Below are 14,354 nucleotides of genomic sequence, written 5' to 3'. Positions count from 1 at the left end.
GTCGAAACGACCTTCCCAAAGTCACTCAGTTCGGCTTGGAAACGTCCTGCAGCAGCAGGAAGAAGGACGGCTGCAGCTTGAAGTTTTCGACGCTGGCCTTGGTCACGGCGTTCTGCTTCCAATTGGCGATGAAGGCCCAGGGCGCATCATCGTGCACGATCGCCTGCATTTCCTTGTAAAGCTCGGCGCGCCTGTCCTGATCAGTGGCCGTGCGGGCCTCTTCCAGAAGCTTGTCGACCTCTGGATTGGAATAATAGCCGGAGTTAAAACCGCCCTTGTCGGGGAAGGCGTCGGTTCTGAGCGCCAGGAAAGGCAGGGTGTCCGGGTCGTTCGTCATCCAAGCCATTTCCGCCATGTCGGCTTCGCCTTCAAGGCCAGGGTTCACCTTGCCGAGGAAGGTATTCCATTCATAGGTCTCGATGGCAACCGGCATGTCAACGGCCTCGAGGTCAGCCTGGATCTGGGTTGCCATGGCCTGCGGCTCCAGCATGCCCGAACCGCCTTCGGTGACGTAGAAGGTCAGCTCCGAGCCGTCATACCCGGCCTCTTCCAGAAGCGATTTCGCCTTTTCCGGGTCGTACGGGTAGGGCGACAGGCTGTCGTCATAGGCCCATGCGAAAGCCGGCGGCGTCGGGCCTGCGGCCACTTCGGCCGTACCTTGCAGAATGTCGTTGACGATGGCTTCCTTGTTGATGGCATAGTTGACCGCCTGACGGATCTTCTTGTCGGCGAAAACGCCATCCTTCATGTTCAGGATCAGAAACCAGAGGTGCGGACCCGCCTGTTCGTAAACCTGATAGCGATCATTGTCCGAAAACTGCGACAGCGAATCCGGGGGAACCTCGACCATCACGTCAAGGCCGCCAGACATCATTTCGGCAACGCGGGTGTTGGCATCGGTGACGGGGCGGAAAACGACGGCCTCAAGCGGCGGTGCGCCATCCCAGTAATCTGCATTTTTCGTTACGACGACCCTGGAATTGGGGGCCCACTCCTCGAATTTGAACGCGCCTGTGCCGGAAGGGTTGCGGCCGAAATCGGCGCCATATTCCTCAACCGCCGAGGGCGATACGATCAGGCCTGTCGGGTAGGCAAGGTTTGACAGAAACGGAGCATAGGGCTCCGACAGCGTGAACTTCACCGTCATGTCGTCGACGGCCTCGACAGTGTCGATAGAGGAGAAGAAGAAGGACAGCGGAAACGGCCCGGTGTCATAAAACGGGTGGTCTTCGTTCAGCATGCGCTCGAAGTTGAACTTCACCGCATCGGCGTTGAAGGGTGAACCGTCATGAAACGTGACGTCCTCGCGCAGCTTGAAGGTATAGGTCTTGCCGTCTTCGGAGATTTCCCAACTTGTCGCAAGTGCGGGCTCGACTTCGAGCGTGCCATCCTTGTAGCGCACAAGACCGTCATACATGTTCACCAGAATGCGGAAATCATTGACGGCTGTGTCAACGGCGGGGTCGAGCGATTTCGGCTCGGCAATCTGGCCGACGATCAGAACATTGGGCGGCGTCTGCGCAAGGGCTGGCGCGGCAAAGGCCAGCGATGCGGCTGCAAACGCGGCGGCGAGAAGGCGTTTCATCTATCGGTTCTCCTCTGTTGGTGTTTGGTTAATTAATTATGAAAATTTTGTAATTTACAAGGATTGATCATAATAAATTGCAACCTGTTTCACCTGTTGGAATAGATCTTGTATTGAACTCAATGGGTTACAGAAGAGCAGCAGCGGCGGAAATAAAATCACCATTGCTACAGGGGCTGGTTTATCGCCTTTAAATTGTCATGAAGCGGGGCTTTCTACCGCGGGCAACGAGCTTGGATATCAAACATCGTTTTCCGGCTTGTTCTGAAAAACGGAAGGCACACCAACATGACCACGCCAAATCTCAACCGCCGCCAGATGATGATCGGCGGCGCCATGGCCGCAGCGTTCACCGGGCTCGCGCCGATGGTGGCCAATGCCAATATCGTGACGTCGAACTATGCCAGCAGCACACTTACAATCGGGTTGTTCTCCGGCGATATTTCCAAGCTGGCGGTCAACAAGGCTGTTCATCCCATGGTGCAACATTTCGCGCGGCTGGAACAGGAGGAGACCTCCGCCGTGGGCGGTCTGCTGCTGGGCGCCGGAGCGGCCAAGCCCGACCGTCCGGAAACGCTTGCCGACACGCTGAAAAAACTGAAGGCAATGGATCCCGGCACGAAATTCGACCGGCTGTATCTCAGGAGTGAAATCGACGGCCATGAAGAGTTGCTGAAAATTCAGAAGCAGCGTGTCAAGGAAGGCAAGGCCGGCATGGATACAACCATCGCCACTATCCTGGTGCCCTTCATCGAATCGCACCTGGTCATGCTGCACGCCGCACGCAACAGCATGGCAACCTAAACGCCCAATCCATGCGTTCGGGAGCGCAGCCGTGTCCGCTACGCCGCCTGCAATACCGCGGCAAAGCCGGTGGTGGCGCAAGCATGGCAGGGCGGACATCTGACTCTTAAAAGGCCGTCAGTTTCAGATGCCGCGTTTGCGACTTGGCGGAAATTATCATAATAAATTCCCCAAAGACGAAGCCGTCATGCGGCAAACAAATGGGGAGGCCTTTATGATGAGCAGCAAACCGAAAATTAATTCCAGGCGGCTCAGGGCGCTTCTTGACGGCGTCAATGGCTTTGGTGCGGGCGGGACAGGCGGCGGCTTCAACCGGCCCGGTTTCTCCGATGCCGACATGGCGGTGAGAGACTGGTTCGCCGGTGAAATGGCAAAGGATGGGCTTGCCGTCACCCGCGATGGCGCAAACTCGGTTTTCGGGCGCTATGGTGACGCTGAGGTACCCTCGATCATGGTTGGCTCGCACCTCGATACCGTCGTTGATGGCGGCGCATTTGACGGATCGCTCGGCGTGGCTGTCGCGCTTGAATGCGTGCGGGCGATGAAACAGGCGGGTTTTGAACCGTCCATCCCGGTGGAGGTCGTTGCAACCTCCGAAGAGGAGGGGCGTTTCGGCGGTATGCTGGGCGCGCAGGCGATTGCCGGGCTGGTGACGCCGGAATGGCTGGCAAACGCGGCAGATGCCGATGGCGTGCTTCTGAGCGATGCGATGCGTGCGCAGGGGCTTGATCCGCAGGCTGTCATGAATGCGGCCCGGCCGGCCGGCTCTGTTCGGGGATTTCTGGAGCTTCACATCGAGCAGGGGCCGGTGCTGGAACGCGAGGGGCTTGCGATAGGCCTGCCGGAAGGAGCGACCGGGATCCTCAACCTTCAGGTGACGCTGAAGGGAACTGCCAACCACTCCGGCACGACGCCGATGGATATGCGCGCCGATGCCTTTGCGGGTCTTGCGGAGATCGCCACGCAAATTCCGGCGATGATCGAAAAATCGCGTTCCGACATTGCCCGTATCACCATCGGAAAGGTGGAGCTTTTTCCCAACCATCCGCACACGGTGCCCGGCGAGGCGGTATTCTCGGTGATTATCCGCGATGCTTCAGAAACCGTGATGCGCGGTTTGCAGACGCTGTTCGGTTATGTCACGGCGGTTAGTGCGGAGGCCCATGGTCTGGCGTACGAGATTGAGGAAAAGAGCTTCATTCCGCCGGTCGCCTTTAACGCCGACCTTGTCAATCTCCTGTCCGAGGCAGCGGGACAACTGAGCCTTCCGGCAAAACGGATGATCTCCGGGGCCGGCCATGATGCTCAAACGATGATGGCGCTTTGCCCATCCGCCATGATCTTCATCCCGAGCCGCAACGGCATTTCGCATGCGCCGGAGGAATATTCCGAGTGGGCCGATATCGAAAAGGGCGCGGAACTGATGCTGGCAGTTTTGCTGCGGCTTTGCTCGAACTGACAAAACCATGGCCCGTGAACCCGCACTCTGCTACGGCAATAAAGGTTCGGACGCACAACGCGGAAGCCCGTTCTCGTTCAGTCCAGCGTTTTGATTCCATCGAGAAATAGCCGCCATGACCGCCCGATACGATAGCTACATCATCTGCACCTCGCCGCGCAGCGGCAGTACATTGCTTTGCAAGCTGCTCGCCGCCACCGGTATGAGCGGCAACCCGGATTCCCTTTTTCATCGCCCGTCGCTCGCCGCATGGCAGAAAAGCCATCATGTGGCTGAGATCCTCGGCGAGGACGAGCGTTCGGCCCTTGCCCGCGTATTTGCTGCGGCTATCGCCGAGGGCAGTGGAGACACAGACATGTTCGGCCTTCGCATGCAGCGCGGCAGTCTCGACTATTTCAAGGAAAAACTGGCGGTTCTCCATCCCGGTCGGACGAGCGACAAGGCGCGCATCGAGGCGGCCTTCGGCCGCACTCTGTTCATCTATCTCTCGCGAGCCGACAAGGTTGCCCAGGCGGTCTCCTGTGTGAAGGCGGAGCAGACCGGGCTGTGGCATGTGGCGTCTGATGGCGGTGAACTGGAGCGCACTGCGCCGCATAGCGAACCGGTTTATGACGGTCCGGCGCTGATGAAGTGGTACGAGACGATGACCGGCTATGAGCGCGCGTGGGAGGACTGGCTGTCGCGCGAGGGCATAGCGCCGCTGCGGATCGATTACGATGCGCTGTCGCATTGGCCGCGCGAGACTTTGCGCACAGTGCTGCTGACGCTCGGCCTTGACGGAAAGGCTGCGCCTTCAGATCACCGAATAAAACTGGAAGGCCGCGAAGCTGACAGCGATGATCGCCGCCAGCACGACGCCTGCGATCAGGGCGAATTCGGCGCTCTGGCCTAGGACGCCGGTCCGGTGTTCATATCGTTGCCGCATGACAGGTCTTGCTCTGGCTGCTTCGGTGGCAGTCATCATGGCGCGTTTGCCTTCCCGCGGGGTTAAAATACATGGTTACTATTTAATGAAACGCATGGTCGCCGGGACGTGTTCCCATCTCGGTCTGCGCAGGCCCTAACGGGCCATGTCCGATCGTTTGCCAAGCTGGAAGGCAGGCGATAGATATGCGTATTCGAAACTCACGGAATGGACCGCATGGCTCGTGCCTTTCTCTACGTTCTTGATTCCTTCGGTATTGGCGGTGCGCCGGATGCCCGGGCCTATGGCGATCTCGGTGCCGATACGCTGGGCCATATCGCGGAGTTCTGCGCCGCCGGGCTTGGCGACCGGCAGGGATTGCGATCCGGCCCCCTCAAACTGCCCAATCTTGCCGCGCTCGGTCTTCTGGAGGCTGCAAAGCTTGCCACAAGGCATTATCCAGCCGGCATGGAAAAGCCCGAGCGGCTTTTCGGGCGTTACGGTGCGGCAAGCGAGGTGTCACGCGGCAAGGATACACCGTCGGGCCATTGGGAGATTGCAGGAACGCCGGTGATGTTCGACTGGGGCTATTTCCCGGATCAGAAGCAGTGCTTTCCGGCCGACCTTCTGGAGGTGATCTATCGCGAAGCGGGTATTTCCGGCAGTCTCGGCAATTGTCATGCTTCGGGAACGGACATCATCAAGCGCTTCGGTCAGGAGCATGTCTGGACCCGCCGGCCGATCTTCTACACCTCCGCCGACAGTGTGTTTCAGATCGCCGCTCACGAATATCATTTCGGTCTCGACCGGCTGCTGAAACTTTGCGAGACCGTGCGGGAACTGACTTATGATCTGAACATCGGCCGGGTGATTGCGCGCCCCTTCATCGGCGAAACGGTGGAGACCTTCAAGCGCACCGGCAATCGCCGCGATTTCTCGATCGCGCCGCCGGAAGAGACATTGCTGGACCGGTTGATGGCAGCCGGGCGCAACGTCCTGGCCGTCGGCAAGATTTCAGATATTTTTGCCGGTAAGGGCGTGTCGCGGCTGACCAAGGCCGACGGCAATGACGCGCTTGTCTCCGCCAGCCTGAGGGCAATGGATGAGGCGGGCGAGGGCGATCTGGTGTTCACCAATCTGGTTGATTTCGACATGGTTTACGGTCACCGCCGCGACGTGCCGGGCTATGCGGCAGCGCTTGAGGCTTTTGATGCCCGCGTCGGAGAAATCGCAGGGCGGATGAGGCCCGGCGACATCGCTGTGCTGACCGCCGATCACGGCTGCGATCCGACATGGCGCGGCTCAGATCACACCCGCGAGCGCGTGCCGGTTCTGGTCTTCGGCCCGGGCGTTGCTCCGGGCTCTCTCGGCATTCGCGAGACCTATGCCGATATCGGCGAGACCATTGCACGCCATCTCGGGCTTTCTCCCGGCAAACACGGAGTATCGTTCCTGTGAAAACACCGAAAGCCGAACTTCACTGCCATATCGAAGGGGCAACCCCGCCAGCTCTTGCAGCCCGGTTGGCCGATAAATACGGCCTTGATCTTTCCGCCTATTTGCGTGATGGCCGCTATCGCTGGCACGACTTTTCCAGCTTCATCGCCTGCTATGCGGCCATCGCCAATGTGTTCCGTTCGGAAGACGATTTCGCGGCCTTGGCCGAAGCCTATCTCGGTGAGCTTGCAGCAGAGGGCACAATTTATTCCGAGCTGTTCGTTTCACCCGAACAGGGGCTTGCCGCCGGTCTTTCCAGAGATGGCTATATGCAGGCGATCTCCGCCGGAATCGCGGCGGCGAAGGCGAAGACCGGCATTGAATGCCGGATGGTGATGATCGGCGAGCGGCACATGGGGCCTGAGCAGGTCGAGGGTGCCGCGCGCTATGCCGTTTCCTGCGGGTTTCCGCTTCTGACAGGCTTCAATATGGCCGGTGACGAACGCATGGGCCGCGTGGCAGACTATGCCCGCGCCTTCGATATTGCGCGCGACGGCGGCCTGAAGCTGACAATTCATGCCGGCGAAGTCTGCGGGCCGGGTTCGGTGCGCGACGCGCTGGATCTGGTCCGCCCGGATCGGATCGGCCATGGCGTGCGGGCCGTTGAAGACCCTGAGCTTGTCAGGCGGCTTGCCGATGAGGGCGTCGTGCTCGAGGTCTGTCCGGGTTCCAATGTCGCGCTTTCCGTCTATCCCGATTTCCATTCCCATCCGCTGCGCCAATTGTTCGATGCAGGCGTCCAGGTGACGCTCAATTCCGATGACCCGCCTTTCTTCGACACCACGCTTGCCCGCGAATATGCGGTGGCAGAGAGCGAGATGGGGTTTTCAGCCGGCGAGATCGCCACCATGACGCGTACGGCAATTGCGGCTGCGTTCGTCGACGAAACGACGCGCGCGAAACTTTACACGCAGCTTGAGCGCTGAAACGGTGGAAAAAGAGGCGTTTCTGCGGGTAGGCGGGCGCGGTGCTTGCTGCACAGGTGCCTTTTGCGTCATATACAATTTCAGCAGGAAAATATGAAAGCGGGATTGAAGCTCATGGACGGCGTTACGGTCATCGACCACCCCTTGGTTCAACACAAGCTGACGAAGATGCGTCAGAAGGATACGTCGACGGCAAGCTTCCGCAGGCTGCTCAGGGAGATTTCCACCCTGCTCTGCTATGAGGTGACGCGCGATCTCGAGTTGAAGATGGAAACCATCGAGACTCCAGTGACGACGATGCAAGCGCCGGTTCTGGAAGGCAAAAAGCTGGTCTTTGCCTCGATCCTGCGCGCCGGAAACGGTCTTCTTGAAGGCATGCTCGATCTCGTGCCGTCGGCGCGTGTCTCCCATATTGGGGTTTACCGCGATCATGAAACGCTTGAGGCGATCGAGTATTTCTTCAAGGCGCCGGAAGATATCGGCGAACGGTTGGTGATCGTAGTCGATCCGATGCTGGCGACCGGCAACTCGTCAATCGCGGCCGTTGATCGGCTGAAGGAACGCGGCGTTTCGAATATCCGCTTCCTCTGCCTGCTGGCAGCCCCGGAAGGCATTGAACACTTTCGCAACAGCCATCCAGATGTTCCCGTTTACACGGCCGCCATCGACAGCCATCTGAACGAAAAAGGCTATATCGTTCCGGGGCTGGGCGATGCCGGCGACCGGATGTACGGCACCAAGTAAGGTGCTGTCACGGCGTTAAAGGCAGCCGGTACCGCACGAAATCATCGGCCTTGTCGTAGTGGTCATAAAGCCGGCGCGCGGTCTCGTTGTCGCTGTTGGTGTGCCAGTAGAGATTGGTCCAGCCATCGCGCCGGCCCATTGCTATCAGATCGTCGATCAGCCGTGCCCCGATGCCGCGCCCGCGATGGTTATCGTCGACGAACAGGTCTTCCAGGTAGCAGGCCGGTTCAATCGCCCATGTGCGGGGATGCAGAATGCAGGTGGCAAAGCCTACCGGCCTGTCATCGACTATCGCCAGCCGGGTGAAAACGGGGACAACCGGGTCGATAATCCGCGACCAGGTCGTTTCCGTCACATCTCGCCCGATACCCGAACCATAGAAGGTCAGGTAGCCCTGCCATAGCTCAAGCCAGTCCGCCTTGTCATCGGCGGCGGCAGCACGAATGCTGATCTCGCTCATTCGCCGGCCTCCTGAAGCCGTTGCAGCGCCTCCTGGGAAAGTTCGATATCCGGCGCTCGCAGCAGGGTATCCATCTGCTCAGGCCGCGAGGCGCTGGCGATCGGCGCGGTGACGCCGCGCCGTGTCATCAGCCATGCAAGCGCGATTGCCGCGGGGTGTTCGCCTGTTTCTGACGCAACGGTTTCAAGGGCTGCAAGAATGCGTGTGCCGCGCTCATCGAAGTATTTCGCGACATGCCCCCCGCGGGCCTGACCTTCGGCATCCCCGGCCGATTTGTATTTTCCGGTCAGAAATCCGGATGCAAGGCTGAAATAGGTGATGACGCCGATATCGTGCTCGACACAGAGTTCGGCCAGCGCGCCCTCGAAGCCGGAACGGTCATAAAGGTTATATTCCGGCTGCAGCACATCGTAACGCGCACGCCCTGTGTGTTCGGCGACCCTGAGTGCTTCCGCAAGCTGCCCGGCATCAAGGTTGGATGCTCCGATGGCCCTGACCTTGCCCTGCTCGCGCAGCCTTGTGAAGGCGCCGATGGTTTCGTCATAGTCGGTATCGGGATCCGGCCAATGGGCAAGATAGACGTCGAGATAATCTGTCTGTAGCCTGCGCAGAGAATCCTCCACCGCCTCCATGATCCAGTCTTCTTTGAGGCCTTTCTTGCCGGGCCCCATTTCGGAACCGACCTTGGTGATGATGACGACATCCTCACGCGGGACACCGGCGCGCTTCAGCCAGTTGCCGATGATGATCTCCGACTCTCCACCCTTGTTGCCATCGACCCAGGCGGAATAGACATCTGCGGTATCGATTGCGTTGAAGCCTGCGCCGACAAAGCGATCCAGAAGCGCAAAGGATGTCTGCTCATCCGCTGTCCAGCCGAATACATTGCCGCCGAAGACAACGGGCGATATTTCGATATTCGTTCGGCCTAGTCTTCGTTTGTGCATGATTTTCTCCCGGGTGATGATCATATCGTGAACCCAACGTAAGGTTCCCCGGGCTGGATGACAATGCAATGGTTGAAGCGGGAAGTGCAGGACTGGCATCAGATCGGCTTGCACACGTCCCGGCCGGTTTCTATGCTGTTGCCTGAAATAACAGGTGAGGAAACCCTATGTTGCGTTTTGGAATTGTTTCGACCGCCAAGATCGGTCGTGAGCTCGTTGTGCCGGCAATCGTCGATGCCGACAATGCGGTGCTTTCGGCCGTCGCCAGTCGCGATCTCGAACGGGCTCAGGCCATGGCGACCCGTTTTGGCGCGCCGCATGCCTTTGCATCCTACGACGAGATGCTGGCAAGCGATGTGATTGACGCGGTTTATATTCCCCTGCCCACATCCCAGCATGTGGAATGGGCAATCAAGGCGGCAGATGCGGGAAAGCATGTTCTGGTCGAAAAGCCACTGGCGCTGAAGGCTGAGGATATCGCTCCGGTGATTGCCGCGCGCGACCGCAACAAGGTGCTGATCAGCGAGGCCTTCATGGTCACCTATGCGCCGGTGTGGCAAAAGGTGCGTGCGCTGATTGCCGATGGTGCCATCGGCGAGCTTCAGCATGTTCAGGGCGCGTTCTCCTACTTCCTGCGCGATGCCTCCAACATGCGCAATATTCCCGCACTCGGCGGCGGCGGTCTGCCCGATATCGGCGTCTACCCGACGGTGACCACGCGGTTTGCGACCGGTGCTGAGCCTGAGCGGCTTCAGGCAAATGTGCGCTATGACAGTGAATTCGGCACGGATATCTATGCCTCTGTTCGGGCGGAGTTCCCTGGCTTCGAGACAAGTTTTTACATCTCGACCCAGCTTGCAAACCGGCAGACCATGGCTTTCCACGGCACTGAAGGCCTGATTGAAGTGCTCTCTCCCTTCAATGCCGATCGCTGGGGGAGGAATCGGTTCTGCTCTCCAACCAGAGCCATTCGGAAACTCAGACCTTCCGTTTTCAGGACAGCCGTCAGTATGTCCGCGAGGTCGAGGCATTCTCTAGAGCCGCGACCGGGGAAAAGGTCGAAGTGTTCACGCTTGAGGAGTCGGTGAAGAACCAGCGCGTGATTGACGCGATCTACCGCGCCGGCAAATTGGATGGCGGGTGGGAAACCGTCTGATCAAATTGCTTCGGGGGCAGGCTGATAACAAACCTCTCCATTCTACGGACGTCATCCTCGGCCCTGTGCCGAGGATCCAACCGCGTTGCTGCATAAGCGGCGCTTTTGTTCTAAAACAGGCTGAATTATTTTGTCTTCCCACCGCAGATGCTTGTTTTAGCGAAAGGTGTCTGGATGCTCGGGACAATCCCGAGCATGACGAATGAGAGTGAAGCAGGCTATGCCAACAAGCTGACGGCCCTTGAGCAGGGACGTTTTTGTCTGCAGAGCAAGCGTGCGGAAAGGACAATGTCATGGCGGCGACGCTGTATGGAATTCGAAACTGCGATACCATGAAGAAGGCCTGGAGCTGGCTGGACGATCACGGCATTGCCTATCAGCTGCACGACTACAAGAAGGCCGGTATCGACCGCGATCACCTGGCGCGATGGTGCGAGGAGGCGGGATGGGAAAAGCTGCTGAACCGCGCTGGTACGACCTTCCGCAAACTCTCCGACGCTGAGAAACAGGATCTCGACCGCGACAAGGCCATCGGCCTGATGCTCTCCAACCCCTCCATGATCAAGCGGCCGGTGCTGGAAGATGGTGACCGGATGCTGGTCGGCTTCAAGCCGGAAATATACGCAGACTTTTTTGGCAAGGCATGAACAATGGCGAAGACCACCCAGGCAACCCGGTTTCTGGACAAGGCCGGTGTGACATACACCATCCAGCAATATGACTATGATCCCAACGCCTTCAAGGTCGGGCTGCAAGCAGCGGAAGCCATTGGCGAGCCTGCCGACCGGGTGCTGAAAACGCTGATGGCGGAAGTCGATGGCAAGCCGGTCTGCGCCGTGGTGCCATCCAATGCAGAAGTGTCGATGAAGAAACTGGCCGCGGTTTTTAAGGGCAAGCATGCCCACATGTTGGACGTGCCCGCCGCCGAGCGCCTTTCCGGTTTTCACGTCGGCGGCATCTCGCCGTTCGGCCAGAAAAAGCGCGTGCCGGTCGCCTTTGAGGAGCAGGTCCTTGGCGAAACCTATGTGATCATGAATGGCGGCCAGCGTGGCCTTCAGGTCAAGCTTGCACCTGCCGATGCGGTGAAAGCGCTTGGTGCTGTTACCGCTGGCATCATCGCCTAGGCATCAGATCGGATCACCGCGCGCGGCCTCACGCGCCTCTGCCCGTGCTTCAGGCGTGAAGGCCGAACAGGGTGGGCTGGTCTCGATCACCGCAAAAAGATCATTGCGCTCGATGGCGTCCTCGACGAAGGCGAGCCGCTCCTTGCTCTGAAGCGCGATCACGGTGTCGCGCAGGATGGGCGCAGGCTCATTGCCGTAGCGTCGTGCATGCCTGGCTGCAACAAAATAGCGGATGTCCGGATTGAGCCGGATATCGGACCAGTCTTCGAGCTCGGCAAGTGCGGGAAGCGCGAAGTCGTTGCCGGTCGCGGCATAGCTGACGAGCCTGTCGAGAAGTCCCGAAATGTGGCTTTCTTCCGCGTTGATGTACGGACGACCATGTTTGCCGCAGAACAGACCTTCGGTCGGTGTTGCAAAATCGTAGGAATAAAGTTCGCGCAGTTCCTCGGTCACCTCGATGACAATGCAGAACGAAGAGGCTGCGCGATTGGTCTCAAGCACATGAAGCTTCCAGGCTTCCAGTCCTTTGTTGAACGCGTGGGTAAAAGCGAATTCGGGATAGCGGCGGTTGTAGATCAGATACTCGAACACGATTTCGGCAGAGCAATTATCAATTCCCGCCCCCATAGCTTCCAGATCGGAGAAAATTGCATCCTCTTCCGCGCTGTACTCATCGGTAAAGTCCGGGTGAGGGTGGTCTGCGAAAGACCAGTTTTCGGTTGCCCGGACCGGCAAAAACGCCGCGAACAGAAACAGACACCCGGCAAACAATGAACGCATTGGTTTTCTCCCCGTCAATCCCCACACCAACGATAGGATCTACGATGGGTTTACGCAACCTAAAGGAGAGGCGAGTATGCGTGAACCGGAAAAGGATCCCGACAAGTGCCGTGAACGGCGGCAAGCGGAGGTGCGAATTAACAAACAGATCATAGATGCAGCCGATACCTACAGAGAGGCTGCCCGGCGAAATGAAAAAGCCAGATCTGACAGAGCAAGCGCTCAAAATGAAGTCTACAGATTGCAGGCCGCACAAGCGGCCGCGACGGCAGCCGGTATGGCGCCACACCCGGCGATTCGGGGCGGAGCCAGCGTCGTCGGAATAGGTCTGGACGTTGCGCTGGCGCGTGCAGAGGAAAAGCTGCGTCAACTTGATGGCGCCAGCATGAGGAGCAGGAATGATATGGAAAGCGCCAAGGAAAAACGGCGCTTTTGGAGCAACAAGCTCGCGGAAAATGCTGCTGAGATGCGCGACCTGAATTGCGTATTTTCATACTAGCCTGGCTCGGTGAGGCCGGGCCGCTTCAATTTCGTCCGAAAACGCACTAGATAGGGTCACGATCCATCAATCAGTTTGCGAGGCGACCATGAACGCTGAACCCCGGCTTCCCCACCCCATCGACCTGAAAACGCTGGAAAAGCTGGCGGAGGTTGCTGTCAATGTCGGCCTCAATCTGGCGGAGGGACAAGACCTTGTGATGACCGCGCCAATTGAAGCGCAGCCGCTGACCCGGCTGATCACACGCCATGCCTACAAGGCAGGCGCTGGCGTGGTGACAACGGTCTTTTCCGATCCGCAGGCAACGCTTGAACGCTTCGAAAATGGCCATGATGCAAGCTTCGACAAGGCCGCCAACTGGCTGTACGAGGGCATGGGGCTGGCCTACGAGCGCGGTGCTGCAAGGCTGGCGATTGCCGGCGATGACCCGATGCTGCTTGCCGCTCAGGACCCTGAAAAGGTCTCCCGCGCCAACCGGGCGAATTCGACCGCTTACAAGCCTGCGCTTGAAAAGATCGCCGGCTTCGACATCAACTGGAATATCGTTTCCTATCCCTCGCTTGCATGGGCAAAGACCGTATTTCCGGGCGACCCGGACGCCATGGCCGTCGCCAAGCTGGCAAAGGCAATCTTTGCCGCCTCCAGGGTTAACCTGCCGGATCCGATCGCCGCCTGGCGCGAACACAATGATCAGCTTCATGCGCGCTCCACATGGCTGAACGGCAAGCGCTTTTCCGCGCTGCGTTACACCGGGCCGGGCACAGATCTGACCATTGGGCTTGCCGATGACCACGAATGGAGCGGGGGCGCCTCGATGGCCAAGAATGGTATTATCTGCAACCCCAACATTCCAACCGAGGAAGTCTTTACCACGCCGCACCGTCTGCGTGTCGAAGGTCATGTCTCCTCAACAAAGCCGCTTTCCCATCAGGGTACGCTGATCGACGATATTCGCGTTCAGTTCGAAAACGGCCGGATCGTGCATGCCGCCGCCGCAAAGGGTGGCGATGTGCTCAACAGGGTGCTGGATACCGATGAGGGTGCGAGCCGCCTTGGCGAGGTGGCGCTGGTGCCGCATTCGTCACCGATTTCGGCGAGCGGTATCCTGTTCTACAACACGCTGTTTGACGAAAACGCCTCCTGCCATATCGCGCTTGGCCAGTGCTATTCGAAGTGTTTCATCGACGGCGACAAGCTTTCCGCCGACGAGATTGCGGCCAAGGGCGGCAATTCGTCGCTTATCCACATCGACTGGATGATCGGCTCGGACAAGATCGATATCGACGGTATTGATGCGAACGGCAATGCCACGCCGGTGATGCGCGGCGGCGAATGGGCTGACTGAGGCCGTGTTGTCGGGTGGGTGGGGCTGGCCCTTGATTGATCGGGTGTCACGCTCCTCCCGATGGCGTAACCCTCGGGCAAGACCTGAGGGGCGTGCTTGCCCGCAAGATCACCAATAAAAACCG

14 protein-coding genes and 1 pseudogene are annotated in these 14,354 nt (G+C 58.9%); 11 read left to right on the top strand and 4 right to left on the bottom strand.

Features of this window, described 5'->3' with window-relative positions; genetic code table 11:
* Nucleotides 1-25: 25 nt before the first annotated feature.
* Complete coding sequence (locus tag AC0L7L_RS11140) at nucleotides 26-1,585, bottom strand: ABC transporter substrate-binding protein (RefSeq protein ID WP_473509027.1); 1,560 nt, start codon at nucleotides 1,583-1,585, stop codon at nucleotides 26-28.
* 288 nt (nucleotides 1,586-1,873) lie between these two features.
* On the opposite strand from AC0L7L_RS11140, the gene AC0L7L_RS11135 reads away from it, so the two are divergent.
* From AC0L7L_RS11135 to upp, 6 genes are all read left to right on the top strand, one after another.
* The gene (locus tag AC0L7L_RS11135; RefSeq protein WP_473509025.1) at nucleotides 1,874-2,389 is read left to right on the top strand and encodes a DUF4142 domain-containing protein; all 516 of its coding nucleotides are present in this window, start codon (nucleotides 1,874-1,876) and stop codon (nucleotides 2,387-2,389) included.
* A gap of 217 nt (nucleotides 2,390-2,606) precedes the next feature.
* Entirely contained in the window at nucleotides 2,607-3,848 is a 1,242-nt protein-coding gene (locus AC0L7L_RS11130) for a Zn-dependent hydrolase (RefSeq protein ID WP_272211978.1), read from the top strand.
* 115 nt (nucleotides 3,849-3,963) lie between these two features.
* Nucleotides 3,964-4,740 carry a Stf0 family sulfotransferase gene (locus AC0L7L_RS11125; RefSeq protein WP_473509023.1) on the top strand — a complete coding sequence of 259 codons (777 nt, stop codon included), beginning with the start codon at nucleotides 3,964-3,966 and terminating at the stop codon, nucleotides 4,738-4,740.
* Nucleotides 4,741-4,989: 249 nt separating this feature from the next.
* Complete coding sequence (locus tag AC0L7L_RS11120) at nucleotides 4,990-6,210, top strand: phosphopentomutase (protein WP_473509021.1); 1,221 nt, start codon at nucleotides 4,990-4,992, stop codon at nucleotides 6,208-6,210.
* Nucleotides 6,207-7,175: an adenosine deaminase gene (locus tag AC0L7L_RS11115; protein ID WP_473509019.1), complete on the top strand. Its 969-nt coding sequence runs from the start codon at nucleotides 6,207-6,209 to the stop codon at nucleotides 7,173-7,175. Before AC0L7L_RS11120 ends, AC0L7L_RS11115 begins: the two co-directional genes overlap by 4 nt.
* Nucleotides 7,176-7,289: 114 nt before the next feature.
* The gene (gene upp / locus AC0L7L_RS11110) at nucleotides 7,290-7,919 is read left to right on the top strand and encodes a uracil phosphoribosyltransferase (RefSeq protein WP_473513889.1); all 630 of its coding nucleotides are present in this window, start codon (nucleotides 7,290-7,292) and stop codon (nucleotides 7,917-7,919) included.
* Between the two features lie 7 nt (nucleotides 7,920-7,926).
* Here the strand turns inward: upp and AC0L7L_RS11105 are convergent, their stop codons facing one another.
* Entirely contained in the window at nucleotides 7,927-8,379 is a 453-nt protein-coding gene (locus AC0L7L_RS11105; protein WP_272211975.1) for a GNAT family N-acetyltransferase, read from the bottom strand.
* Nucleotides 8,376-9,326 (bottom strand): aldo/keto reductase, encoded by a 951-nt coding sequence (locus tag AC0L7L_RS11100; protein ID WP_473509017.1) that lies wholly within the window; start codon nucleotides 9,324-9,326, stop codon nucleotides 8,376-8,378. Before AC0L7L_RS11100 ends, AC0L7L_RS11105 begins: the two co-directional genes overlap by 4 nt.
* A gap of 167 nt (nucleotides 9,327-9,493) precedes the next feature.
* On the opposite strand from AC0L7L_RS11100, the pseudogene AC0L7L_RS11095 reads away from it, so the two are divergent.
* From AC0L7L_RS11095 to ybaK, 3 genes and pseudogenes are all read left to right on the top strand, one after another.
* Nucleotides 9,494-10,482: pseudogene (locus AC0L7L_RS11095) on the top strand (Gfo/Idh/MocA family protein).
* 293 nt (nucleotides 10,483-10,775) lie between these two features.
* Nucleotides 10,776-11,129 carry an ArsC family reductase gene (locus tag AC0L7L_RS11090; RefSeq protein ID WP_473509015.1) on the top strand — a complete coding sequence of 118 codons (354 nt, stop codon included), beginning with the start codon at nucleotides 10,776-10,778 and terminating at the stop codon, nucleotides 11,127-11,129.
* Nucleotides 11,130-11,132: 3 nt separating this feature from the next.
* Entirely contained in the window at nucleotides 11,133-11,606 is a 474-nt protein-coding gene (gene ybaK, locus AC0L7L_RS11085; RefSeq protein WP_272211969.1) for a Cys-tRNA(Pro) deacylase, read from the top strand.
* Between the two features lie 3 nt (nucleotides 11,607-11,609).
* Here ybaK and AC0L7L_RS11080 read toward each other — a convergent pair whose 3' ends face one another.
* Entirely contained in the window at nucleotides 11,610-12,386 is a 777-nt protein-coding gene (locus AC0L7L_RS11080; protein WP_473509013.1) for a hypothetical protein, read from the bottom strand.
* 76 nt (nucleotides 12,387-12,462) lie between these two features.
* Between AC0L7L_RS11080 and AC0L7L_RS11075 the strand changes: the two genes are divergently transcribed.
* Nucleotides 12,463-12,885 carry a hypothetical protein gene (locus tag AC0L7L_RS11075; RefSeq protein ID WP_272211967.1) on the top strand — a complete coding sequence of 141 codons (423 nt, stop codon included), beginning with the start codon at nucleotides 12,463-12,465 and terminating at the stop codon, nucleotides 12,883-12,885.
* An 88-nt stretch (nucleotides 12,886-12,973) separates the two neighbouring features.
* A complete protein-coding gene (locus tag AC0L7L_RS11070; protein ID WP_473509011.1) occupies nucleotides 12,974-14,230 on the top strand; it encodes an aminopeptidase in 1,257 nt (418 codons plus the stop codon).
* Nucleotides 14,231-14,354: the final 124 nt, after the last annotated feature.

Source organism: Martelella sp. K41-7, from assembly GCF_055808365.1.
This window is presented reverse-complemented; position numbering and strand designations above follow the sequence as displayed.

Bases quoted from the DNA above. Each gene is read 5' to 3' on its own strand.
- AC0L7L_RS11140 (WP_473509027.1), bottom strand. From the start codon at position 1,585: ATGAAACGCCTTCTCGCCGCCGCGTTTGCAGCCGCATCGCTGGCCTTT.
- AC0L7L_RS11135 (WP_473509025.1), top strand. From the start codon at position 1,874: ATGACCACGCCAAATCTCAACCGCCGCCAGATGATGATCGGCGGCGCC.
- AC0L7L_RS11130 (WP_272211978.1), top strand. From the start codon at position 2,607: ATGAGCAGCAAACCGAAAATTAATTCCAGGCGGCTCAGGGCGCTTCTT.
- AC0L7L_RS11125 (WP_473509023.1), top strand. From the start codon at position 3,964: ATGACCGCCCGATACGATAGCTACATCATCTGCACCTCGCCGCGCAGC.
- AC0L7L_RS11120 (WP_473509021.1), top strand. From the start codon at position 4,990: ATGGCTCGTGCCTTTCTCTACGTTCTTGATTCCTTCGGTATTGGCGGT.
- upp (WP_473513889.1), top strand. From the start codon at position 7,290: ATGGACGGCGTTACGGTCATCGACCACCCCTTGGTTCAACACAAGCTG.
- AC0L7L_RS11105 (WP_272211975.1), bottom strand. From the start codon at position 8,379: ATGAGCGAGATCAGCATTCGTGCTGCCGCCGCCGATGACAAGGCGGAC.
- AC0L7L_RS11100 (WP_473509017.1), bottom strand. From the start codon at position 9,326: ATGCACAAACGAAGACTAGGCCGAACGAATATCGAAATATCGCCCGTT.
- AC0L7L_RS11090 (WP_473509015.1), top strand. From the start codon at position 10,776: ATGGCGGCGACGCTGTATGGAATTCGAAACTGCGATACCATGAAGAAG.
- ybaK (WP_272211969.1), top strand. From the start codon at position 11,133: ATGGCGAAGACCACCCAGGCAACCCGGTTTCTGGACAAGGCCGGTGTG.
- AC0L7L_RS11080 (WP_473509013.1), bottom strand. From the start codon at position 12,386: ATGCGTTCATTGTTTGCCGGGTGTCTGTTTCTGTTCGCGGCGTTTTTG.
- AC0L7L_RS11075 (WP_272211967.1), top strand. From the start codon at position 12,463: ATGCGTGAACCGGAAAAGGATCCCGACAAGTGCCGTGAACGGCGGCAA.
- AC0L7L_RS11070 (WP_473509011.1), top strand. From the start codon at position 12,974: ATGAACGCTGAACCCCGGCTTCCCCACCCCATCGACCTGAAAACGCTG.